Origin of the sequence: Treponema rectale, assembly GCF_014202035.1 — a bacterium.
Taxonomy (GTDB): Bacteria; Spirochaetota; Spirochaetia; order Treponematales; family Treponemataceae; genus Treponema_D; species Treponema_D rectale.
The window spans coordinates 763,140-788,023 of record NZ_JACHFR010000001.1 but is presented as its reverse complement, the minus strand read 5'-3'; the positions used below and the strand labels follow the sequence as shown (position 1 = coordinate 788,023).

18 protein-coding genes, 1 tRNA gene and 1 other RNA gene are annotated in these 24,884 nt (G+C 39.0%); 14 read left to right on the top strand and 6 right to left on the bottom strand.

Going from position 1 to position 24,884, the window contains the following annotated elements:
• Position 1 precedes the first annotated feature (1 nt).
• The 11 genes from rnpB to HNP77_RS03270 all read left to right on the top strand — a co-directional run bounded on the left by rnpB (position 2) and on the right by HNP77_RS03270 (position 12,350).
• Positions 2–393: RNase P RNA component class A (rnpB, locus tag HNP77_RS03320), an RNA gene on the top strand.
• A gap of 17 nt (positions 394–410) precedes the next feature.
• The gene (locus tag HNP77_RS03315; protein ID WP_184651731.1) at positions 411–1,379 is read left to right on the top strand and encodes a tetratricopeptide repeat protein; all 969 of its coding nucleotides are present in this window, start codon (positions 411–413) and stop codon (positions 1,377–1,379) included.
• 32 nt (positions 1,380–1,411) lie between these two features.
• Positions 1,412–2,449 carry a rod shape-determining protein gene (locus HNP77_RS03310; RefSeq protein ID WP_184651730.1) on the top strand — a complete coding sequence of 346 codons (1,038 nt, stop codon included), beginning with the start codon at positions 1,412–1,414 and terminating at the stop codon, positions 2,447–2,449.
• Between the two features lie 2 nt (positions 2,450–2,451).
• Complete coding sequence (gene mreC / locus HNP77_RS03305; RefSeq protein WP_184651729.1) at positions 2,452–3,303, top strand: rod shape-determining protein MreC; 852 nt, start codon at positions 2,452–2,454, stop codon at positions 3,301–3,303.
• Between the two features lie 2 nt (positions 3,304–3,305).
• Entirely contained in the window at positions 3,306–3,815 is a 510-nt protein-coding gene (mreD, locus tag HNP77_RS03300) for a rod shape-determining protein MreD (RefSeq protein ID WP_184651728.1), read from the top strand.
• Positions 3,812–5,716: a penicillin-binding protein 2 gene (mrdA, locus tag HNP77_RS03295; RefSeq protein ID WP_184651727.1), complete on the top strand. Its 1,905-nt coding sequence runs from the start codon at positions 3,812–3,814 to the stop codon at positions 5,714–5,716. Before mreD ends, mrdA begins: the two co-directional genes overlap by 4 nt.
• The gene (gene rodA, locus HNP77_RS03290; RefSeq protein ID WP_184651726.1) at positions 5,713–7,014 is read left to right on the top strand and encodes a rod shape-determining protein RodA; all 1,302 of its coding nucleotides are present in this window, start codon (positions 5,713–5,715) and stop codon (positions 7,012–7,014) included. Before mrdA ends, rodA begins: the two co-directional genes overlap by 4 nt.
• Positions 7,015–7,018: 4 nt before the next feature.
• Positions 7,019–9,730 (top strand): TIGR03960 family B12-binding radical SAM protein, encoded by a 2,712-nt coding sequence (locus HNP77_RS03285; protein ID WP_184651725.1) that lies wholly within the window; start codon positions 7,019–7,021, stop codon positions 9,728–9,730.
• Positions 9,731–9,825: 95 nt separating this feature from the next.
• Positions 9,826–10,419: a 30S ribosomal protein S4 gene (gene rpsD, locus HNP77_RS03280; protein WP_184651724.1), complete on the top strand. Its 594-nt coding sequence runs from the start codon at positions 9,826–9,828 to the stop codon at positions 10,417–10,419.
• A gap of 20 nt (positions 10,420–10,439) precedes the next feature.
• Complete coding sequence (locus tag HNP77_RS03275; RefSeq protein ID WP_184651723.1) at positions 10,440–10,880, top strand: hypothetical protein; 441 nt, start codon at positions 10,440–10,442, stop codon at positions 10,878–10,880.
• A 102-nt stretch (positions 10,881–10,982) separates the two neighbouring features.
• Positions 10,983–12,350, top strand: coding sequence for an MATE family efflux transporter (locus HNP77_RS03270; protein WP_184651722.1), 1,368 nt, complete (start codon positions 10,983–10,985; stop codon positions 12,348–12,350).
• Between the two features lie 207 nt (positions 12,351–12,557).
• On the opposite strand, the gene HNP77_RS03265 is transcribed toward HNP77_RS03270, so the two are convergent.
• From HNP77_RS03265 to HNP77_RS03245, 5 genes are all read right to left on the bottom strand, one after another.
• Entirely contained in the window at positions 12,558–13,919 is a 1,362-nt protein-coding gene (locus HNP77_RS03265) for a leucine-rich repeat protein (RefSeq protein ID WP_184651721.1), read from the bottom strand.
• A gap of 221 nt (positions 13,920–14,140) precedes the next feature.
• Positions 14,141–14,284 (bottom strand): hypothetical protein, encoded by a 144-nt coding sequence (locus tag HNP77_RS03260; protein ID WP_184651720.1) that lies wholly within the window; start codon positions 14,282–14,284, stop codon positions 14,141–14,143.
• A gap of 95 nt (positions 14,285–14,379) precedes the next feature.
• Positions 14,380–14,463, bottom strand: a tRNA-Leu gene (locus tag HNP77_RS03255).
• A gap of 63 nt (positions 14,464–14,526) precedes the next feature.
• The gene (locus HNP77_RS03250; protein ID WP_184651719.1) at positions 14,527–14,919 is read right to left on the bottom strand and encodes a double zinc ribbon domain-containing protein; all 393 of its coding nucleotides are present in this window, start codon (positions 14,917–14,919) and stop codon (positions 14,527–14,529) included.
• Position 14,920: 1 nt separating this feature from the next.
• Positions 14,921–15,877, bottom strand: coding sequence for a hypothetical protein (locus HNP77_RS03245; protein WP_184651718.1), 957 nt, complete (start codon positions 15,875–15,877; stop codon positions 14,921–14,923).
• A gap of 32 nt (positions 15,878–15,909) precedes the next feature.
• Between HNP77_RS03245 and mfd the strand changes: the two genes are divergently transcribed.
• Together mfd and HNP77_RS03235 are read left to right on the top strand one after the other, a co-directional pair.
• Entirely contained in the window at positions 15,910–19,566 is a 3,657-nt protein-coding gene (gene mfd / locus HNP77_RS03240; RefSeq protein WP_184651717.1) for a transcription-repair coupling factor, read from the top strand.
• A gap of 84 nt (positions 19,567–19,650) precedes the next feature.
• Positions 19,651–23,025 (top strand): bifunctional diguanylate cyclase/phosphodiesterase, encoded by a 3,375-nt coding sequence (locus HNP77_RS03235; RefSeq protein WP_184651716.1) that lies wholly within the window; start codon positions 19,651–19,653, stop codon positions 23,023–23,025.
• Between the two features lie 10 nt (positions 23,026–23,035).
• On the opposite strand, the gene cysK is transcribed toward HNP77_RS03235, so the two are convergent.
• Entirely contained in the window at positions 23,036–23,965 is a 930-nt protein-coding gene (gene cysK, locus HNP77_RS03230; protein ID WP_184651715.1) for a cysteine synthase A, read from the bottom strand.
• Positions 23,966–24,145: 180 nt separating this feature from the next.
• On the opposite strand from cysK, the gene HNP77_RS03225 reads away from it, so the two are divergent.
• A complete protein-coding gene (locus HNP77_RS03225; RefSeq protein WP_184651714.1) occupies positions 24,146–24,601 on the top strand; it encodes a hypothetical protein in 456 nt (151 codons plus the stop codon).
• Positions 24,602–24,884 lie beyond the last annotated feature (283 nt).

The window sequence follows — 24,884 nt, the reverse complement described above, 5'->3', positions numbered from 1 at the left end:
ATTGAGGATACATGGCCGCTCGGATTTTCTGTGATGATACGGAACTTCCGTGAGGTAAAGTCCGGGCTCCACCGGAAAAGATGCCGGATAACGTCCGGGTAGAAAAGGGTAGCTGCTGACATTCAGCATAGCCCCTTGACTAACAGAAAGTGCTACAGAAAATTACCGCCCTGTTACAGGGTAAGGGTGAAAAGGCAGGGTAAGAGCCTACCGCGGAACTGGTAACAGTTCCGGCATAAGCAAACCTCATCTGGAGCAAGATCATGCAGCAGTTTGACATTCCGGTCTTATACTGCGGGTAGATTGCTGGAGACATCTGGTAACAGATGCCGTGGATAGATGACCATACATCGAAAGATGTGCCAGAACCCGGCTTACCGTATCCTTTTTTTTAGGTGGGAATACAGCTTATGAAATCCGGATACAAATCCGACAGAATAAAGAGAAGAAAGAGCAGGCTATTTAAAAACCTAATTATCCTTGCAGTAATTCTCACGGCAATAGCTGCTGTTTCTATCATTTCATATAACGTAATTTATTCCAGACTTCACAGTGAATACTCAGAAAACGCACTCTACGATAACTGGAACTTGAAAACTACTGAAGGTTTTAAAAAAACTTACGAAATCTCAGACGTCCTTATACAGAAAAATCCTCTTAACAATACAGCAAGAACATTCCGGGGATACAGTGCTTTCATGCTTGCAGAATCGGAACCGGATTATAATCTTTCAAAAAATTACCTTAACGAAGCAATAGCAAATTTAAGGATAGCTCTCATAGGATGCAGCAGGGAAACCTATCCTCAGGTATGTTATATGCTGGGAAAAGCCTATTACTACAGGGATAAGGCAGCATCTTATAATTTCTATGCAGATCTTACCGTAAAATATCTTAACGAAGCTCTTGATTACGGTTTTTCTGCACCTGATATTCCTCATCTTCTCGGCTTGAGCTATGATGCCCTGGGCGAAACAGATAAATCCATTGCCGCCCTTACAAAAGCTCTTATAAACAATGAAACAGACACACTGCTTTATGATATTGGAAGGCAGTATTTTAAGAACAAGCAGGGAATGACGGCACGACAGTATCTTGCAAGAGTCATTCATATTTCAAAAAATGACGAACTCATAGAAAAATCCCGCCTTCTTCTGGGACAGATTTATATAAATGAAGGTGAATACCAGTCAGCCGAAAATGAATTTAATTCAATTCTTGAAAAAAATGAAAATTCTGCTGACGCACATTACGAACTTGGTGTATTATATGAAAAACTCGGTGATTATGTAAAAGCCAGGTATGAGTGGCGCCAATGCCGCAAAATACAGGTTAATCACCCTGGTGCAACAAAAAAGCTTCTTGAAGCTCGAAAATAAAAATAAAGTAAACTCTGGGAGGAATATTATATATGGGTTTTTTTGATAATTTTACAACTGACATCGGTATTGATCTTGGTACCTGTAACACTTTGATTTACGTACGCGGTCAGGGAATTGTAATTGATGAACCTTCTGTAGTTGCAGTTGAAAAGGGAACAGGAAAAGTAGTTGCCGTAGGTTCTGAAGCAAAAAGAATGCTTTGGAAAACCCCGACAAATATTGTAGCAATAAGACCTCTTGCTGACGGTGTTATTTCAGACAGTATTTCTACAGAAAAAATGATTAAATACTTTATTTCAAAAGTTATTCCTAAACGTCATTTATTTAAATCTATAAGAATGAAAATCGGTATTCCTTCCTGCATTACTCAGGTTGAGCGTGATGCTGTAATGGCAGCTGCTCTTAAAGCCGGAGCAAAGGAAGTCGAAGTTATCGAAGAAAGTCTTGCCGCAGCCATCGGTGCTGAAATTCCTATTTATGAACCTGCCGGACATATGGTATGTGATATCGGTGGAGGAACAACAGAAGTATCCGTTATTTCCCTCGGAGGAATGGTTGTTACAAGTTCAATTCGTGTAGGCGGAAACTCTTTTGACGAAGCAATTATAAAGCATATCAAGAATATTCATAATCTCATTATCGGACAGCAGATGGCAGAACGCCTCAAAGTTGAGATTGGAAATGCCATGGCTGACAAGACAAATGATAAAATGGAAGTAAAGGGTACAGATTCCATAACAGGACTTCCAAGAAGAATTGAAGTAGATTCAGTAGAAGTCAGGGAAGCACTTAAAGAACCTGTCAGCAAAATTGTAGAAGAAATAAAAAAGACCCTTTCAAGAACTCCTCCTGAACTTAATGCAGATATCGTTGAACGCGGTATCATCATGTCCGGCGGAAGTTCAATGCTTAAAAACCTTACAACCCTTATATCTAAAGAAACCGGAGTTCCTGTTACAAGAGTAAAGAAACCTCTGGAATGTGTAGCCCGCGGTGCAGGCGAAGCCTTTGAACTTTTCAAGAATATGTCTTCAATCAGATCTGTATACGACAACCTTAACAACTAGTTATGAAAAAAGGGCCGTTTACTTTTCATCTTGCGGAAATACTCCTTGTCGTTATGGTTCTTTTCAGTGCCATAACGCTGGGTTTTTCTTCCGGCAGATTCATCGTAAGTTTTAATTCCGTTGGTTTTACAGTTTTTTCCTCACTGCAAAAAGGCGTAAATTCCGTTGTTTATTTTTTTACTGATAAAATAAATGGAATCAGGGAGCTTTCTGACCTTAAGAAGAAATATACCGCTCTGAAAGAACAGCTTGAAAACTATGAATTTCTGAAAAGACAGAATTCCGAATTTCAGAAAGAAAATGACAGGCTTAAATCTCTTCTTGAATTTACGGAAACCCTTGAATATAAAAACATACCGGCCCGTATAATTGGCAGGGATCCTGACTCGCTGTATTCAGGAATAACGATTAATAAAGGTTCCATGCATGGTATCAAAAAGGGAATGAGTGTTATTGCCGTTCAGAACGGAGATAAAGGTATTGTAGGGAAAATTGTAACAGTCGGATACGGAGCCAGCATCATCATGCCTGTGTATGACTCAATGTGCAATATTTCCGTAAGGATTCAGAATACAAGAGACATCGGAATCATCTCAGGAACAGGCACTCAGGATGAACACCTTAAGCTTAATTACATAAGAAAGCGTTTTGTCGCTGACTTTCATACAGGAGACATTGTCGTTACAAGCGGAGAAAACGGAAACTATCTTCCGGACATTCCTGTAGGCCGTATTTCGATGATAACGCCTCTTGATTATTCTTCCTCCCTTGATATTGACGTTGATCCTATTATCGACTTCGGAAGGCTTGAGAATGTTATTGTAATTGACATGTCAAAGACAGTGGAGAAATAGCAATGGGAAAATCAATTTTTGTAAGCACAATCATTCTTCTGTGTACGGCAATTTTTGAAGCCGCCATTGTTTCTAACCTTACAATCCTTCCGGCAGCTCCTGATTTTTTAATGCTGTGCGTACTGTTTTTTTCACTTCACAATGGAAAACTTGCAGGAGAAATAACAGGTTTTATTTCCGGATTATTTCTGGATTTTTTAAGTTCAGCTCCATTCGGATTAAACTGTCTGTTAAGGACGACCTTGGGATATACTACGGGACTCTTTGCAAAAAGCCTTAACACGGAAGGTGTTATCGTTCCTGCAATACAGGGATTTATTGCCTCCATTTATAAATGCCTGTTCCTGCTTCTTCTTTCGTTCCTCTATCCTTCAAAAATTACAGTTTACTCCATATTTGAAATCGAAACCCTTATAGAAATACTTCTAAATACGATTTTTGCACCTATTGTTTTTTCTTTCCTTAAGTTCTTCAGAAATTCCGTAATCATTTCGCCGGAGACAAGATTATGATGTTCGGAAATTACGGAAACACGGATAATACACAGCAAAAAAACATAAAGCTTGCAATACTTACAATAATAATAAGCTTTACGCTTGCACTGTATTCCATCAGGCTCTTTACGATTCAAATCATAAACGGAAAGCAGTACAGGGAAGATACAGATAAAATTTCTACAGACTACGATGAAATTCCTGCTCAGCGCGGAGAAATCTATGACAGAAACAATAATGTTTCTATGGTTATTAACACTGATTCTTTTGCCGTCGAGCTCATTCCGGGTAACATTCCGAAAGACTATTATGATACGGTAACAACTAAACTTGCAGAATATCTTGGGATTTCCAAAAAAAATATTGATGACAAAGTAAAAAATAAAAAAAGCTATTCTCCCGTAACGGTAAAGACAAATGTACCTCTGAACATAATCAGTAATATTGCAGAAAATATTACTGAACTTCCAGGTGTAACATGGAAAAACAGACCCAACAGAAACTACGTTGAAAGCGGATCCATAAGTCATGTCTTAGGTTATGTAGGAATCATCACCCCGAAAGAACTTAACCTTCACTATAATGAAGGCTACAAAGATAATGACGTAATCGGTAAAACCGGAATAGAAAAGCAGTACGATCTTCTCTTAAGGGGAAAAAAGGGAAGAATAAAAAAAACCGTAGATGCACAGCGAAGGGTATTGAACTCACTGACGGACATAGATCCACCTGAAAGCGGAAAAAAACTTGTACTCACAATTGATACCACAATTCAGCATCTGGCAGAAGAAGCACTGGGAGAAAGAGTTGGAGCTGTTGTCGTTTTAAAACCTGCAAGCGGAGAGATTCTTGCAATGGTTTCTTACCCGTACTACGATAATAATATCTTTTCGAGTGATGATTACAGTCAGCTCTTCACAAAAACTTCGCAGATGCCGAATGAACCTTTCCTGAACAGGGCAATATACGCTGAATATCCACCGGCTTCTACATTTAAGATTGTAATGTCTACTGCAATCCTTAATGAAAATGCATATCCTGAAGAAAAACCGATTCTCTGTCCAGGATCAATAAACTACGGAAACCGCCTGTTTAAATGTCACGTATATAAAAGCGGAGGAAGACACGGTAACGTTAACCTGAAGGACGCACTTGCACAGTCATGTGACGTCTACTACTGGATTGCCGGCCGTGACTATCTTGGAGTTGATACTATAGCAGAATATGCTCATTCATTCGGTCTTGGAGAACCACTTCAGATTGATTTACCTGCAGACACACAGAAATCCGGATTCATTCCGTCCCCGGCGCTTCATGAACGACGTTATCATCGTGAATGGCTTGGCGGAGATACCATGAACATGTCTATCGGACAGGGAGATGACCTTGTAACTCCTCTTCACATAGCAAACATGATGGCAATGGTATGTAATTCAGGAGTAATATATAAACCTCATCTTCTTAAAGAAATCAGGGATCCTGTAACAGATGACATCATTCAGAATATAAAGCCTGAAGTATTAAAGAAAGCGGATGACGTTTCTCCGGAAGTATGGAAAAAAGTTCAGAACGACCTGAGATACGTAATTACAAACGGAACCCCGGAATATCCTTTAAAAAACAAAACCGTGCAGATTGCCGGAAAAACAGGTACCGGTGAAGACTCAAGCCTTAAAGAAGGTCACTGGCACAACTGGATGGTAACCTACGCTCCGTTTGATGCTAAACCTGAAGATCAGGTTGTAGTAGCAGTACTTGTTGACGGTGTCAATACCTGGGAGTGGTGGGCTCCATATGCTTCAAATATTATAATTCAGGGAATCTTTAATGATCAGAGCTATGAAGAAGCTCTTGAAGCACTTCCACATGTAAAATACGAGCTTGAACACGGAAGAAAAAACAGAGGAAGACAGGAATGAAACTTAATTTTATAAAACGACTTGATTTTCCGCTGATTTTCTGCATGACGATGCTTTCGTTTATCGGCATTCTTTTTATTTATTCAGCAGGAATCAATTCGGATAAAAATAATGAATTCATAAAACAGATAATATGGTTTTCAGCAGGTTTAATACTGATGACTGCCATTACAATGATAGACTATAGAAAATACAAGAAATTCATTCCTCACATTTTTGCAGTATCTATTATAGTCCTTATATTTACATTTATTCTTGGAAAAAATACAAACGGTGCAACAAGCTGGATTTATCTGGGAAAGAGGGTAAGGCTTCAGCCTTCCGAATTTACAAAAATCTCCTTCATCCTTATGCTTGCACTGTTTTTAGACAACACTGAAAAGCTTAATGAACGCAGGCGTTTTATAATGGCAGCAATCCTGCTTTTTATACCGATGGGTATAATCCTGATACAGCCGGACATGGGAACCGCAAGTGTATTTCTTCCGATTTTCCTTACAATGTGTTTTCTTGCCAACATTCCGCTGCGCTTTCTTCTTCTTATTTTTTCAACAATAGTACTGACTCTTATATTTACTGTTCTGCCGATATGGGAAACACAGATTGCACGCCAGTCTATTCCGATAATACATCTGCTTTCTAACAGAAGGTACCATATCCTGATGGCCCTCATTTCCCTGATCATTACAATAATTGCAGCATTGGGAAGAATTCTTTTTAAAACAAACTATTACTACTGGATTACATATTTTTTCGGAATAATTACCATGGCGCTGTTTTTTTCTCTGGCAGGTTCAATCGTACTTAAACCTTATCAGATTACACGCCTCATAATTTTCTTAAAACCAGAAATAGATCCTAAATATACCGGATACCATCTTATTCAGTCAAAAAATGCCATAGGTTCCGGAGGTCTTTTAGGAATGGGATATTTAAACGGTAAGATTACTCATTTAGAGTTTCTTCCGGAAAAAAGTACAGACTTTATTTTCAGCGTAATTTCTGAAGAGTTCGGTTTTATTGCCGGAATTACAATTTTTACGCTTTACCTTTTTATATTTATCAGAATAATTTTTATAATGAAACAATCCTCAAATAATTTTGCCACATATATCTGTGCCGGAATTCTCGGAATGTTTTTTTATCACTTCATAATTAATGTCGGAATGGCAATAGGCATCATGCCTGTAACCGGTATTCCTCTGCCGTTTCTTTCTTACGGAGGTTCCGCGCTCTTTACAAACATGATTGCCATGGGACTTCTGATGAACATTAATTCAAGACGACTGGATTTTTAAACTAATGAAACTTGTAAAACCTCTTAACGACTTTGGAAGTGACCTTAATAAGGTTCAGTCTCCTGCCAGATATACTGGAGGAGAATACGGCATTACAGTAAAGCCGCATACAGAAAACGATAAAAATTTTAATTTTGCAGTTGCTTTTCCGGACCTGTATGAAATTGCAATGTCAAACCTTGCGGTAAAAATAATTTACAACGGTCTGAATGCAATCAACGGAATCCGCTGTGAAAGAGTATTTTCTCCTGATACAGACTTTGAAAACCTTCTCCGCGAAAAAAACATTCCGCTGTATACCCTTGAAACAGGAATCCCCCTGAACCAGTGCCAGATGATCGGTTTTTCAATAGGGTATGAACTTGGAATTACTCAGGTTCTTGCAATGCTTGAAACCGGCGGTGTTGAACTGCTGTCGGAAGACAGAACTGAAAACTCCCCGATAGTTATTGCAGGCGGATGTGGAGTTACAAATCCTGCCCCGTTTGCAGATTTTTTTGATGCATTTTTTATAGGTGAAGCAGAAAATGCTCTTTTTAATCTTGTAAGAGAATTAAAAGATTTAAGGAATGCAGGAGCTTCAAGAAACGATCTTATCCGCCACATAAAAACAAAAAGCTTTATGTGGACAAAAGACAATACTCCTGGATCAAAAGCCAGAAGAACCGTTCAGGCAGACTTTGGTCTTGTACCGTCAGTACCGGACTGGTATCCTATGCCTTCCGTAAAAACCGTACAGGATCACGGTGTTGTGGAAATAATGAGGGGCTGTCCTAACGGATGCCGTTTCTGTCATGCCGGCGTTTATTACCGTCCGTCAAGAATAAAAAGCCTTAACCTGATAATTGATGAAATCGACAGACTGGTATTTGACTGCGGTTACAGGGAGATAAGTTTGAATTCCCTCAGTTCCGCAGACTTTCCGGATGTGGGAGCCCTTCTGGACATATTAAATGAACGCTATAAAGGCTACAATGTTTCTTTTCAGCTGCCTTCACTAAAAGTAAACAGCATGTCTCTTGATATTCTGGAAAAACTCTCTGTAGTCAGAAAAAGTGGCCTTACTTTTGCAGTAGAAACTCCGGACGAAATGTGGCAGCTCAGCTTGAATAAAGAAGTTTACGCGCAGCATCTTGAATCAATCATCCGTGAAGCAAAAAGCAGGGGATGGAGCAGTGCAAAATTTTATTTTATGATAGGCCTGCCTCTTGGAAATTATTTCAATAAAAACGATGAAAAATCTGAGGAAGAAGAAATCTGTAAATTTCTTATTGAACTTCAGGCCAGAACAAAAATACAGTGCAACGTAAACATCGGTATCTTTATTCCAAAACCTCATACAGCCTATCAGTGGGTAAGGCAGATTACAATCGAAGAAGCTCAGAAAAAAATAGACTATGTTCACGAACATCTTCCCCGAGGAAAATTCAAAATCGGAAGACACAACTTCAATTCGACCATACTGGAAGGACTTTTAAGCAGGGGAGACTTCAGGGCAGGAAAAGTAATCCTCAACGCTTACAAAAAAGGTGCGCGGCTTGATGCCTGGGATGAACACCTTAAGCAGAACATGCCTTTATGGGAAGAAGCAATGGCTGAATCCGGATATGACGTAAAGGGATGGATCTACAGGAACTGGGACGAAAATGAAAAACTGCCATGGGATTCAGTTACACTGGGAACCTCAAAAGCATTTTTCCAGAAAGAATGGCAGAAGTCAAAGGAACATATACTGACAAAAAAATGCAGTCCTGACTGTGATCATAAATGCGGTATCTGTAACACAAAAGAAAATGTCAAAGTTCACACAAAGGAAGAAGCAGAAAAAATCTCTGCCCAAACCCCATTGAAACCTGTAAAAAAATCCCCGGTTTATCCCGACTGCAATATTCCGGTACTTTACAGAGTCATCGCATACTTTACACGAAACCGTGGAGCAGAATACACGGCATATCTGGCACAGGTAGAAATCTTTCACAAAGCTGTCTTAAGAAGTTCACTTCCGTTTGTATTTACGGCAGGATTCAATCCGATTCCCCGTCTGGAATTTGCCACCGCAATGACTTTAGGAATTGAATCTTTGGAAGAAACTGCAACCTTCTATCTTCATGAAGACACTGATGAAAAAACTTTTATTGAACAGATGAATAAAAGCCTTCCGGAAGGTTTTTCAATTACACAGGCATACATTTTTCCTGTTACAAATCTCAGAAAGAGGGAAACTCTGGCTCAGGGGCTCTGGGGCGGAGAATTCGAATATACCATAACAGATGAATCTGTCTCTGAATATTTTTCTTCTCAGGATTTTAAGGACTTTAAAGAAAAATACACGGAAGCATCTTTTAACTTTAAAGAGAACAGATGTTTTACGGCAGCCCTTCCTGTAAGTGACAAGGCATTCAGAACATCAGTGGAAAACTATACCGGTAAAAAATGGTTTGAAGTGTTTAAAATAAAAAAACTGCATACCCTGGCTAAAAATATAGTTTCAGGCTGGACAGCAGAGGATGAAGAAAAATGGCGAAATGACAATAAAAACTTCGTCAAACAGGAAGCCGAAATTTCATCCAGACCAGTCGTTTCATTTATGGAACTGTACCGTCAGATTGCAAAAATAAATCTTGACCTGATAAATAAAAGGGAAGACCTGACAAAAATCAGAAAGGAATTTTATAAAGACCATCCTGATGTCCTGAAAAAACACAAAGGAGAATAAATCTCAAATATCTTCTCTTTATCCCTTCAGCATGCTATAAATACTCCTGTAAAAAAAGTTAGCATTAACTAACTGTAAAACACAAGGAGATATTTATGGCAACAAGAAGAGGCCCTCGGTTCAAGGAATGCAGACGGCTTGGGGTAAATGTGTGCGGACACCCTAAAGCAATGAACCGTGCAAACGCACCGGCTTTTAAGAAAAAGCACAAAATCTCAGAATACGGACTTCAGCTTATCGAAAAGCAGAAAATCAAAGCCTACTATGGAATTCTCGAACGCCAGCTCAGAAGATACTATGCCCTGGCCTTAAAAAAAGAGGGGAAAACCGGCGAAGAACTTATCCGCATGCTTGAAACAAGACTGGACAACATTGTATACAGGGCAGGGTTTGCTTCATCAATACGCATGGCACGACAGATGGTTACCCACAGACACTTTACTGTTAACGGAAAGAAAATAAACATTCCTTCTTTTGAAGTACCGGTGGGATCAGAAATCTGCCTTGTAGAAAAAGACAGAAAAAATCCGCAGTTTAAAAAATGCTTTCTGGAACTGAACAAAGCTCCTCTGGAATACATTCAGAGAAATGAAGAAAGCTTCAGTGCAAAACTTGTTTCTTATCCGGAAAGAAAAAAAATACCGGTAGAAATCAATGACCAGCTGGTTGTTGAATTCTATTCAAAATAAAAAAGCAAAAGGGTCTGACAATGAAAGTTTCAAAAGCAAAACCAAGATATACATCTTCAAAAGATACACTTATGGAATACAAAGAAATCGCAGCTCTCTTAAAACTCAGCAAAAAAGATGCAGTTATTGACAGAAGGCTGCTGAATGATTCATTCCAGGATATGTGTTCCTATCTGGAAACTGATCTTGAAGCTTCATATACAGGAAAAAATTTTCCGTCAGACCTGAAAGAGGCTCTTATTGTAATTTTTACAAACAAACATGCCCTCTACAAAAGTGCTGCTGACTTTACAAGCGGCTATGACATGGATGACGTTATAGAAGAAAAGTTTGAAAAAGGAATACTGGATCCTGATGATTTCTTTGACAGATTTTCAACTATTCCGGCTGATGCGGAAACGATTTTAGACCGACATAAAAAATTCTGCATGGCAAAATATACTCTGACGGCAGCAGGGTAAAAATCATAATAAAGAACTCAGTAAGTCATCCGCCAGACATATCACGGGCCAGTCTTTTTTATTGAAGTCTTGTACAAACTCTGATAAAGTTTGTACACATTTATGGCTTCGACATTTGATCTATCTAAAATACTAAAAACAAATCCAGTTCTCACTTTAAGGCAGCAGGTTTCCTATACAGTAAAACTAAGTATTCCGGGAATCATTGCCCAGATCAGTTCAATAATCATGCAGTACATAGACGCTTCCATGGCAGGAAGACTTGGTCCGGATGCTTCTGCCGCCATTGGACTTACTGCATCTTCTACATGGGTTTTAGGCAGCCTGTCAAATGCACTGTGTCTTGGTTTTACAGTTCAGGTTTCTCATGCTACAGGAGCAGGAAATAAAGAAGATGCAAAAAAAACTTTCTTTAACTCTATTCTTACCTGTCTTGCTTTTTCCTTTTTACTGGCCGCTGTTTCTGCAGCCATAAGTTACAGACTGCCTTTCTGGCTCGGGTCTTCTTCTGCAATTAATACTGATGCCTCCTGGTATTTTTTAATTTTTGGTCTTTCTACGCCGCTGTTCATAACCGTATACCTTATGAGCGGAATGCTGCAGTGTTCCGGTAACATGAAACTGCCAGCCATAATGAATGCCCTCATGTGTTTTATGGATATTGCCTTTAACTGGCTGTTTATATTCAAGCTTAAGCTTGGAGTTAAAGGCGCTGCACTGGGTACCGCTGCATCAGCTTTTGTAACTGCAGCAGGACTGTTTTATTATACAGTATTCAAAAATGAATACCTTAAACTGAACAACAGAAAAGTAATGATAATAAAACTTTCGGTTATAAAAAAAGCAGTAAGAATTGCCCTGCCGGTTGGACTTGAAAGCACGGCTTTTACCGGCGCACTTGTTATTGTAGCAAGAATGATTGCTCCTTTAGGAAGTACGGCTCTTGCTGCAAACTCTTTTGCAACTACAGCGGAAGCCCTGTGCTATATGCCGGGTTATGGAGTTCAGGAATCAGCAATTACCCTTGTAGGCCAGAGTACCGGAGCAAAAAGGGAAGACCTGACAAAATCCTTTTCTGTAATAACGCTGCTCCTTGGAGTAAGCCTGATGAGTCTTGCAGCCGTAGTTATGTGGTTTGCATGTCCACTGGTATTTTCTTTTCTTACTCCTGATAAGGCAATTCAGGAACTTTCCATTAAAGTTCTCCGCATTGAACTTTTTTGTGAACCTTTCTATGCTGCGGCAATTGTAAGTTCCGGAGCATTAAGGGGAAAAGGGGACACCTTTATTCCAGGGCTTATGGCTTTATTCAGTCTGTGGGTGGTAAGGCTGGGGCTGTCTGCACTTCTTATAACAGACTACGAACTGACAGGAATATGGATTGCAATGACTGCCGAGCTCTGTTTCAGGGGAATAATCCTCATGCTCAGGCTTTTCTGTTTTAAGAAAAAAGAAGGGGATGACCAATAAGTATGAGTCATTGCCGTGCTCGACACGGCAATCCCTTGTATTGAGGGGGTAGTACAAACCCTCAAAACGGCGAAGTCAAGGCTTTAAGCGTTAGCGTGCCTTGACTCGACGTATTGTAATTAAATAGATTTTCGGGTCGAACCCGAAAATGACATTTTTTGAACTTATTGGTCATCCCCAGCTTTATAAAATCAGGATTATAATTTATCAGCGATAATAATCATATCCATGTACATAAATGTCATACCCATTTTTCCAGATACCATTAATCTGATAACTATCTCCATAAATCTTATCGTTTTCTTTAATTCCTTCTGCAGTTTTCAGGTTATTTACGAAGTTTCCTAAAGCTTCAGGGGAAGAAAGTATTTCACTTTCTACAGGTTTTTCCAAAATAACATTGTACGAAACCCCCAAATCATATACACGTTTTTCCGACATATAAAACCATTTAGTTTTATCTTCAAGGTCTATATTAAAATTCCATTCACTTCTTTTTACAGGATCTTTGCCAATTATCATACATTCAGGAGTAATACGTTTAATACTTGCCGGAAGTGTTATAGATTTTAATTCAGCACAAGAATCAAATCCTCCTAATAAAAGTTCAAGATTTTCTCCAAATTCAATTGTCTTTAATTTGCTGCAGTTATTAAATGAATGAACAAGTTCCTTGAGATTTTCAGGCAATTTAATATCTGAAAGTTCAGTCTTTTCAAAGGACTTAATTATACAGGATACATTTTTCGGCAGAGTAATTTCTGTATCTGCCAATCCATTAAATGATGAATAAATTCTCTCAACAGTTTCCGGCAGTTTTACCTGAACCTTTCCTAATCCTAAAAAACATGAATCTACATCCTTAAAAGTACTTCCTCTAAGATCTACTAATTTTAGATTAGGACATTCTTCAAAGATGCTATAAATCGATGAAGTATTTATTTTTCCTGTTACGGAAGTAAGATTATTACAATAATCAAAATTTCCCACTTGTATTTGTGTTATAGTAGATGGTAAAGAAACCTTTTCAAGTGAATTTAAATAATAAATTACAAAACCTTCTATACTGTTCGTTCCTTCAGGAACATCCAATTCTTTTGCAGTCTGTAAAACAGCAATCAGCGATTTATATTTAGTATTATAAATAGAATTTTTATCTACAACCGTATAATATTGATTGCCTTTTGGAAAATCAACATACCGTAAATTCTTTCCCTTCAGACTATTATAATTTAATTCTTTTATTGATGCCGGCAATGATATACCGAGCAAATTAGAAGCAGCAGAGTTAAAAGTTTTTAATCCTTCTGTCTCTGATAAATCGAGATAAATTTTGACACTCTTATCCTGGCTTAAGGCAGCCTGTACATTTTTAATAAAAGAATTATAATTACTTACTGTACCTTTTACAGCAACATTGTAAGTACCGCCTGATTCAAGGCTGGAAATCTTTTCCTTAAAATTTTCAGGTTTACATGTAATGATTTCTTTTTTTTCTTCTCCATGACATCCAGAAAACATTACCCCTGCAAATAATAATGCCAGTAATTTTAAAAGCTTAGTTTTCACTGTGTTTCTCCTAAAATTGTTTTGAAGTTATTTTACTTCATAACGCCAAAAATTCTTTGGGAATATTTCCCTAAATATCCAGGAAAATTTCCCAAATGCCATTTAGAAGAAAAATATATATCTTTTATTTCTGCTACAGTAAGAAGTATACGGTTTTTCTTTTCTATTTTCCGGAATGAAAGGCCGAGGGCAGGATTAAACTTAATTATATTCTTCTCAACTTATTGTATGACATAAAGGTTTGTGCATCCGGTAGATTTTGCAGCTGAACGCCTGCCGTTTTCATCCCGAAAATGATAATAATACACGATTTTGCCTGATTTTAATTCACGAAGAAAGATAATATAAGGTTCTGTAACTCTCATAGGGGAACGCTCCTAAAACAAGAATTGCTATCAAACTTGCTGTCACGTCCGTTTTTTAAACCTGCTAATTCCTTATATTATATAGAGTTAGCAACTGCCCGGAAGGGGACTTGAACCCCTATGTCCTTGCGAACACTAGGACCTGAACCTAGCGCGTCTGCCAATTCCGCCACCCGGGCAAACAACGCAAAAAGTATATTAAAAACCTGCCGCTGTGTCAATATCAAAACAGACTGCGGCAATTACTGGCATTTAAAGAAAATAAAGACAAAAATTCCCAGGAGAACGGCAAGAAAAGGAATAAAAAGCCATGAAGGGGCACTGTCTTCCTCGTGACGTCTCCTGCTGTTGTAAGTGTCAAAAGCTCCCTTTATGCGCCTGCGGGACTTAAAAGAAAGACGCGGCCTGCCTTTAGTACCGTCAGCATTCACATGATGAACAGAAGTATCCCCGTCAAAAGTATAATGACATTTAGGACAGCCGGTTTTAAAATCCCTGTGTGAACCTACATGACCGCATTCAGGACAGCGTACGGCTGCAAAGAATTTTCCGCACTTTGGACAGAAACGGGCATTCCAGGCAACCTCAGAGTTACAGTTCTCGCAAAAATATTTAGCTTTCTTTTTTTCGGCCATTTTACTCAGTTCCAAGATTATCTACTGAATAATCATAAATCTGCCAGATTCCGTCTCTCTGACGTACATAATAAGTATATCTCTTTACTTCGTAGTAGGTATCATTCTTGAACCACTGCTTTACTTTTACAGTACCTTCATTCTGAGAATAAGTTGTAGTTTCAAGCACAAATTTAGATGGAATGGCAACAACATCCTGATCAATTCTTGAAAGCATAAGGTCTGCCTTAAAAGATTCAAGCATGTCTGCACGTTCACTTGCACTTACTGAATTATATTTTCTGTTGCGGGAAGGATCACGCTTAAGGATTTCTTCAAGATCCATATAAAGGAAGAACTGATCCCAGAGAGCCTTCTGTCTTGCTATGATTGTCTGTTCAATTACCTTGTCAGGACTGATTTCCTGTGGCTGAAGCACAGCCTGTGTCTTACTTTCTACAGGAATAAGGGTAGATGCTGCAGCTGCCGGAGAAGGTCTGATTTCAAGGCTGAGGCGGTTTGAAACGATGGAAGTATTTTTCTGCTTATAAAGTTCAGGATAAAACTTAAGTTCTATGTAATATATAGAAGGTTCTGTTATTTCAAGATAGTCCTTAAGATTTTCAATAAAAGAATACTCTTCATCATGCTCAAGGGCAATTTCCCTGAAATAAACGCTGTTATTGGTAGTACGCTTTCTTGTAAGGGAAGAAGTTGCAGGAAGCTGACTGTTCTTTACGTTAAAACCGAAAAAATCCATGGAAAAAGCCCGGTCATCAGCAAGCTTGAACCTGTAGGTATCGCTGCCGGTATTTTTTATAGTAACATGGACATAAACAGGATTATCCTTTACGTCGCCGGGATAATACATAGTCCTGTCATAGAATTTTATTGATACTTCTGCCTTATTTTCCTGAGCATAGAGACTATGGGCAAAAAGACAAATAACAGATATAATACCTAAAAGAATACGTTTCAAAATAATACTCCTTATTTTTATATCGGACAAAAATGAAGAATACATTAAAAGCAAATTCACTACTTTCTCTTATCAGGGCATGGAAAGATTTTCATCAGGCTGTAATTTCTGCAGCAGATACGGAAGGAACTTCAGCTCCTTTGCAGGACATATACGGCTTAAAAGGCGCCTTACCGGCATTTTTTACCGGAGAATTCATCAGCCGGACCATAGTAAACACAATTCATACAGAACAGTTTGAAGGCAGAACTTTTTCTACACAGAAAGATTTTATCGTAATCACGGCCAGCCAGAAAGAAGCGGATGAATTTGAAACAGACCTGCATTCTGCTGCAGGAGATTCCATAGAAATAATAAAGTTTCCATGGTGGGGAACAATTCCATACAGAAGCATTTCAAAACGAAGTGCCGTATTCGGAGAGAGGGAAAGCGTACTTGCAAAACTTTCAGCAAAAAACCCGCGGGGATGCCTTCCGAGAGTATTCATAATTCCCCAGAGATCTCTTGTAACTCCTGTTCCACCTCCGGAATATACAAAAAAGCAGATTATCCGTATAAAAAAAGGCCAGACCCTTGATATGGAAGAGTTTGCAAAAAAACTGACAGAACAGGGATATTTACGGGTAAACAGAGTCAGCATGAAAGGCGAATTTGCCCTGAGGGGAGAAGTTCTTGACCTTTACATGTGCGGTGAAAAAACAGCCCACAGAATTGTCTTTGATTTTGATACTGTTGAACAGATAAAGACTTTTGAGCCTGAAACCCAGACTTCAAAAGAAAACCTGGATTTTCTTATCGTATACCCCCTTAAGGAAGTGGTCTGGAACGATGAACTGACAGGACGTTTAGAAAAAATTCTTGAACAGGAAGATTCAGACGGAATCATTAATGATTTTGCAGCTTGGGATACAAACCGTAAGAACGGAAAAATTCAGAATAACGGAGAACCGGAAAATGCAGGAGAAGAAGACCCTTCCGCTTCTGCAACAGACAGATTCAGCTCAAAAACAGTACATCTTGCCCTTACGGAAGAAGGAAGGGCAGAAAAAGAACGGCTTTTAACGGAACTGAGCGTAAACCTTGAAAGCGAAGGAGAAGAGCTTTTCTACGGAGTACTTTTTGACAGGCTTTATTCAGTTCTGGATTATATAGACGGACAGACTCCGGTTTTCTGCCTTGACTATGACAGGCTCCTTAACGCGGTGCAGCTGCTCGAAAATGAATATTCAGTTTCTTACAGAACTGCAAGACAGAACTTTCCGGTCCTCATGCCGAAATACATGCTTCTGGATTTTAATTCACTTATTGCAGGGCACGAAAAAACAATCAGATTCAGAAGTCTGGAAAATACTGATGAAAAATCAGAGCTTAATTCCTGCACAATTAAATGTGAGGCAGCAGTCAGCTTTTTCGGCAACATCAATTATTTTAAAGAGCAGCTTTCTTTCTGGCAGAACGAAAACTTCAGGGTATTCATCTATGCCGACAATCCCAATCAGGCTCTGCGCATAAACGAAATCGTAAAGGAATACAGCGTAGAAATAATTCCAGAGTGCATTTCGGAAGGTTTTTCCGTTACTGATGAAAAAATTGTCGTAATACAGGAAAACGAAATTTTCGGACGGCGGCAGAATACTCCTAAGTCAATCCGCAAGGCAAAATCCAAAGTAATCGATACTTTTGTTGAACTTAATCCCGGCGACTACATTGTACACGTAAATTACGGAATAGGACTTTTCCAGGGAATTGAGCGGGTTAAGTCCATGGGAACGGAAAGGGACTACATCAAGCTGCTCTATGCAGACGACGAAACCGCTTTTGTTCCTATTGAACAGGTAAATCTTGTTCAGCGGTACATAGGAAGTGAAAACGAAAAACCCCGGCTGGACAGAATCGGTTCAAAAAGCTGGAGCGCAAGAAAATCAAAGGTTCAGCAGAAAGTTGAAGAAATTGCAGAAAAACTCATCGACCTTTATTCAAAAAGAAAGGCTTCCCAGGGCTTTGCATTTCCTAAAGACAATGAATGGAACGCAGCTTTTGAAGCAGCCTTTCCATATGAAGACACCCCTGATCAGTATACGGCTACACAGGAAATAAAGGCTGACATGGAACGACCTGTACCGATGGACAGACTTGTCTGCGGTGATGTCGGTTACGGTAAAACAGAAATCGCCATGAGGGCTGCATTTAAAGCCGTAATGGGCGGAAAGCAGGTTGCATTTCTTGCTCCTACAACAATTCTTGCAGAACAGCACTATGAAAACTGCGTAGAAAGATTCAAAAACTTTCCGGTTAAGATTGCACAGCTGTCAAGATTCATAAGCCCTGCGGAACAGAAAAAAACGATAGAAAAACTCAAGAAAGGAGAAATTGACATTCTTGTCGGAACCCATAAGATTCTGCAGAAAACAATTCAGTACAGGGATCTTGGACTTCTGATAATAGACGAAGAGCAGAGATTCGGCGTAAAGGACAAAGAAAAACTCAAGGAAATGAAGCACAACGTTGACTGTCTTGCCATGAGTGCGACACCGATTCCCCGTACGCTTCACATGAGCCTTCTGAAAATCAGGGACATGAGCCTTCTTACCACACCGCCCCAGAACAGGCAGAGTGTAGAAACAGTAATAGAAGCCTTTAACGACGAAAGAATCGCAAATGCAATAAGAAGGGAAGTTGCAAGGGGTGGACAGGTATTCTTCCTGCATAACAGGGTAGAGACTCTTCTTGAAACCAGAAAAAAACTTGAAAAAATCGTTCCTGAAATGATTATAGACACGGCCCACGGACAGATGACCAGTGAACAGCTTGATGACATTTTCAGACGTTTCAAGATGGGCGGCTTCAACGTTCTGGTTGCTACGACAATAATCGAAAACGGAATCGATATTCCAAACGTAAACACCATAATCATAGACAGGGCTGACATGTACGGAATCAGCCAGCTTTATCAGTTAAGGGGACGTGTAGGCCGGTGCGACAAAAAGGCATATGCATACCTGCTGTATCCAGAAAACAAGTCCCTGAGTGAAGTTGCAATGAAAAGGCTTCAGGTAATCTCAGACTTTACGGAACTGGGCTCAGGCTTCAAGATTGCCATGAAAGACATGGAAATCCGCGGGGCAGGAAACCTTCTGGGAAAAGACCAGAGCGGAGAAGTATATGCAGTCGGTTTTGAAATGTACCTTAACCTCCTTAACTCCGCAATCGAACGGCTTACCCAGTCTGACTGGAGCGAAAAACAGGACGTTCTTCTTGAACTTGAATACACGGGCTTCATTCCTGACACTTACATAAGTGATGCCCAGACAAAAATGGAGTTGTACAAGAAAATTGCCGCAATTCAGACAGAAGAGGAACTTAACGGCATTTATGAAGAAATGTCCGACAGATTCGGGCCGGTACCTGATGAAGCCGCCAGTCTTTTAAGCCTTGCTCAGATAAGGATACTCTGCGTAAAACTTGGAATTCTCTCGCTAAAAGAAAAGAGGGGCAATGTGGAAGCAGTATTCAGTCCGAAAACAAAAGTAAGCATAGACAGACTGCTTTCTCTTGTAAAATCCAGTGCAGGCCGTATAAAGCTGGATCCTGTGCATCCAAACAGCCTGTTCATGAAAACAGATTCAATAGACTTAAAGGTCAAGGGAGACTTTATAAGGGAAAAACTCCAGAGCCTGACTGGAAAATAATTAAAAAAAATTATTCGACAGATTCAAATTTGACTGCTATAATATGCCTTAAGTAAAAAAGTTTATGAAGGTAAAAAAAGGGCGATGTCAGATATTGAATACAACGGAAAATACTACTACGAGCCTCCTCTGGAAACACAACTGGCATTACAGGACATAAAAGTCCATACATTCAGGTATTACCCGCAGGAATGCCTGATGATTGCTTCCGACCTTTTTGCGGAGGATTTTTCCTGCAAGAAATTCTTTACAAATACTCCTCATAGTATTACTCCCCTTGTATGCCCTGAAGACGCAAATAAAATACTCAACATTGCAACAGAAATAGATGCCGGACATGATTCAGTCTCAGTTATGGTCCGTTCTACCCATAAAAATACCAACTACCGCATAAAACTGAGAGTCATAAAAAAAGACTCCTCTGGAAAAGCCCTTATATGTTCCGGCACAGTAGAAAACATAAATGAATATATCTTTTCAAACCAGCTTATAGAGGCACTTTCACAGGATTACAGCTGCGTCTATTACATCGACCTGGACAGAGATTTTGTAAAACCCTACAGAATGAATCCTTTTATAAAAAAAGAATACGGCTATTCCATTGAAAACTTAAAAAAATATTCTGTAGTAATGGATATGTACATAAAAAACTCCGTTGCAGTCGATGATAAAGATGCAATGACCAGAAGCTCCAGAAAAGAATTTCTTATTGAATATCTGAAAGAAAAAGGTCTGTACATTCAGGATTTTACGGCTGTACATAACGGAATGCCTATATACTGCAGAATGAAAGTCGTACGGCTTTCTGAAGAAGAAAACATTGCAGTAATGGGATTTGCAGATATTTCCAGCGAAAAAGTCAGGGAACTTGAAAAATATGCCTACGTGGATCCGCTTACAAACGGCAACAACTACAACTATTTTAAACAGAAGATAATAGACCAGAATAAATCCGGCTTCATCGTTTCCATGGACATTCATGCATTCAAGATAATTAATTCTGTATGCGGAATAAAAACTGGAGATGAGATTCTAAAGGAAACCTGGAAAATAATATCCGGCGAAATAAAAAGCGGAGATATTGCAGGTCACATAAACGGGGATTATTTTGCCCTGTTCATAAACTCTTCATCAAACAAAGAAGTAATTGATGTCCTTGAAAAAATAATGCGGGAACTTTCGGTCCTCTCCAGAGAAAAATCCGTGCCGCAGCTTCTTCCTTATTTTGGAATCACAAGATGGACTCCGGATAAAAAAATCGAACTCTGTTTTGGAGAAGCAAACTCTGCAAAAAAATCCATCAGGGATAAAAAGAACATCTGGTATGAATTTTATTCCCATGAAGATGATGCAAAACGCATTCAGGAAAAACAGCTGGAAGATTCTTTTGAACGCTCCCTGAGGAATAATAAATTTGAAGTCTGGTATCAGCCAAAATGCAGTCCTGATGACAACCGCATGATAGGAGCTGAGGCTCTTATACGATGGAAGCAGAATGACGGAAGCCTTATTTCTCCAATGACCTTCATTCCTCTTTTTGAACGGAACGGAATGATAAGGCAGCTTGATGAATATGTTTTCAGAACCGTCGTAAACCAGCAGAAGAAATGGCTTTCTGAAGGAAGAAAGATTGTACCGGTATCCATAAATCTTTCAAGAGTCAGCCTTTATTATTTTGACATTGTTGAAATATACAGACGAATAATAGAAGAAAAAGACATTGATCCTAAATACATTCCTATTGAAATTACAGAAAGTGCCGCAGCAGGAATTGCAGAAATAAAGCAGATTGCAGAAGAATTTCATAACGCCGGATTCTCACTCCATATGGATGACTTCGGGTCAGGATACTCCTCCCTTGCACTGCTCAACACAATGCATTTTGACACCCTCAAGCTGGACAAAAGCCTCGTTGATTATATCGGAAACTACGGTGGAGACAGACTTCTGGATCATACCATTGCACTGGCAAAAGAACTGGGTATGCATGTAACTGCAGAAGGCGTAGAAAAAAAGGAACAGGTTGATTTCTTAAACAATCTTGACTGCGACAGCATTCAGGGATTCTACTATTCAAAGCCTCTTCCCCTTGAAGATTTTGAACAGAGTCTCGGCATGGTAAAAATCGTAGAAGACATGCCGGTGGTTGTATCAAGAAGAAAGAAAAGCGGAGTAGACAACCTTTATCTTGAAACCCTTGAACTTCTTGTAGGCTCGTTTCATAAAATCATGAAAATAAACCTTACGACAGACTCCTATCAGATAGTGAAGATTTACTCTGCTGAAAACAGCAGGCAGGCAGGATATTCACAGAAATTTTCTACATGGATTTCCGGCTTTGCTGATTCAGGAAATATTCATGCAGATGACCTCAAAACCTTCAGGCTGATGACAGACGTAAATTATCTGAAAAAATATTTCAACGTAAAAAAAGGCAGCCTGAAATTAAGGTACAGACGACTTACCAACGGTGAATACAGATGGGTCCTTCTTGAAATAATTCCTGCAAAAGATTATGAAGAGAATAATCAGAGCCTGATGCTTTACGTACAGGACATAAATGATTCTTACAAGGCAGTGCTTGAAAGTCAGAAAGAACTTGAGCAGTTCTGCAACAAGGACTCCCTTACCGGACTTTACAGTTTTCATTATTTTAATGCCCTCTGCCACGCATACAAAACGGAAAGTTCCGTAACAGACATCGGAGTTGTGTTCTGTGACATAAACGGACTTTCAATGATAAACGAAACAAGGGGTCATAAAGCCGGTAACATTACTCTGTGCAATTTTGCTAAAATTCTTGAAAACAATTTTGGAAGTTCAAACTGCTTCAGAATCTCGGGAGATGAATTCATAGCAGTGATTATGGATACTCCGGAAGACGAGTTTATAAAAAAAGCATCAGAATTCAGGGACCTTCTTAAAAAAGATGAAAATCCTGCTGCGTCCTGCGGATGGTACTGGAAGGAAAATGCAGAAACTATTGAAGAGACTGTAGAAAAAGCAGAGTTTTCAATGTACCATGACAAAAAAAATTTTTACAGCGCCCACCCTGAATTCCGGGAGATACCGGAACAGCAGAACTATCAGGATGAAATAAGTACCGTAATACAGCAGCTGGCTGCAGAGTATCATGTTCTGGGAATTATAAATTTTCTTGACAACAGCTTTAAGATTTTAAAATCCGCAATGGGAATGGATAAACTTTTTGTTGAAGCAGCAGATTATGATGATTTTATAAAGCAGTATGCAAAACAGAGGCTCAGGGATGAATATATTGAAAACTTCATTCTTACTGCAAATAGTACAACCCTCAGAAAAAAACTGAAGGAATCCTTTTCCTGTGACATCCGTGTCGTTAAAAAAGACAACCGGCTTCTGCAATGGACCTTCGTAAAGTCACAGCAGACAGAAGGACTGCCTGCTGCGGCAATTTTCTATGTAAAAGACTCAGAATAAAATCTCAGTTTCAGTCTGAAAAAAGCGGAGTAGAAAGATAACGGTCACCCGTATCACAGAGAATTATTACAATATTTTTTCCGGCATATTCTTCTTTCTTTGCAAGTTCAACGGCAGCCCACAAAACGGCACCGCTTGAAATTCCTGCAAGAACTCCTTCTGTCTTTCCAAGCTCTTTTCCGAAGGCAAATGAATCTTCGTTTGAAACAGGAATTATTTTATCGTAAATTTTTGTATCAAGAACTTTAGGAATGAAATTTGCACCGATTCCCTGAATCTTATGAGGGCCGGCTTTTCCTTTAAGAAGAAGCGGGGAAGTTTCAGGTTCAATGGCAATAATCTGAACCTGAGGATTTTTTTCTTTAAGGTATTTTCCTGTTCCGGTTATTGTTCCGCCGGTACCGATACCGGAAATAAAGACATCAACTTTTCCGTCAAGGTCATCATAAATCTCAGGACCTGTAGTAAGATAATGAGCTTTAGGATTTGAAGGATTTTCAAACTGACCGGCAATAATGCTGCCCGGATTTTCTTTATGAAGTTCTTCGGCTTTTTCTACCGCACCCTTCATTCCCTGAGCACCTGGAGTAAGTACGATTTCTGCACCATAAGCTTTTATAAGGTTAATTCTTTCTACAGACATTGAATCAGGCATTACGATTATTACGCGATATCCGCGGCATGCACCCACTGCTGCGATACCGATACCAGTGTTGCCTGAAGTCGGTTCAATAATGACAGAACCTGGTCCGATAAGTCCTTCCTTTTCTGCATCATCAATCATTGCCTTTGCAACGCGATCTTTAAGACTGCCGGCCGGATTAAGGTTTTCTAGTTTTGCAAAAATCTTTGCTTTTAATTCATATTTGCGTTCAATGTTTTTAAGTTCAAGCATTGGAGTTTTTCCGATAACCTGATCAATTGAAGTATAAACAGACATTTTTAATTCCTCCAGAACAAATTCATAAAATAATGTTCTTCAATGATACCACACATAACACTTAGTTTCAATTTAAGGTGGCAGGCAAATTCAATCAGCGAAAAACAGGCAGATTACTTTAAAAGAATCTTCAACACTTAGAACAAAGATGTTAAGATGAGAACGTATATTTTATTGCAAGTGGCAAAGCAGGAAAGTAAGGTAAAGGATAAAGTAAAAATGAAAACACTTACACCGATTCAAAAAGAAATAGTAACTGCCCTTGAGCAGATGAAAGAAAAGTCTCTTATTACAGAAGCCAACCTCGCCAAGAAAGTTCGGGAAAATGCAAAAATATCCGGAAAAAACAAAGCCGGAATCTGTCTGAAGGATCTGGAAGTTTGCGTTGAATATCTTGGAGAAAATAATCAGCTGCCTTATACACTTCATCTTAACAGTGCGAATGATATTTTAATAAAGAAGGAAGAAACCTGGAAATTACTGGATGGGGATGCAAAAAAAAGACGTCAGTCCAGTGAGAAGGCTATTTCTGTTTTAACCAGCGGAGATTTACGGCAGAAGGCTTCCGGCGGGAAAGGGCTGCAGAAACGGAATGAAAGGAAGAAGTTGAGTTTTAGGGATGTGGAGGAGTACTGAGTAAGGGAGGATAAGTAAAAATCTTGGGCCTTCCCAAAAATTGCCCTACTTGAAATGTTGAAATTTAACTTAAAAAAATAGTGATGATTAATGTAATAAAAAAACTTCTTAAACCAGGATTAAATAAACAGAATTACATGAATTAACTTCGGATCAGTTCAAAACTAAACTTAAAATATTAAACACTCTTCTAAAATCCTGTCAGATTTAGGGATATGACTATTATCCCGTTCAAAAATCTAAAAACTACACGAAATATAATTAAAATTTATTTTCAATGCCG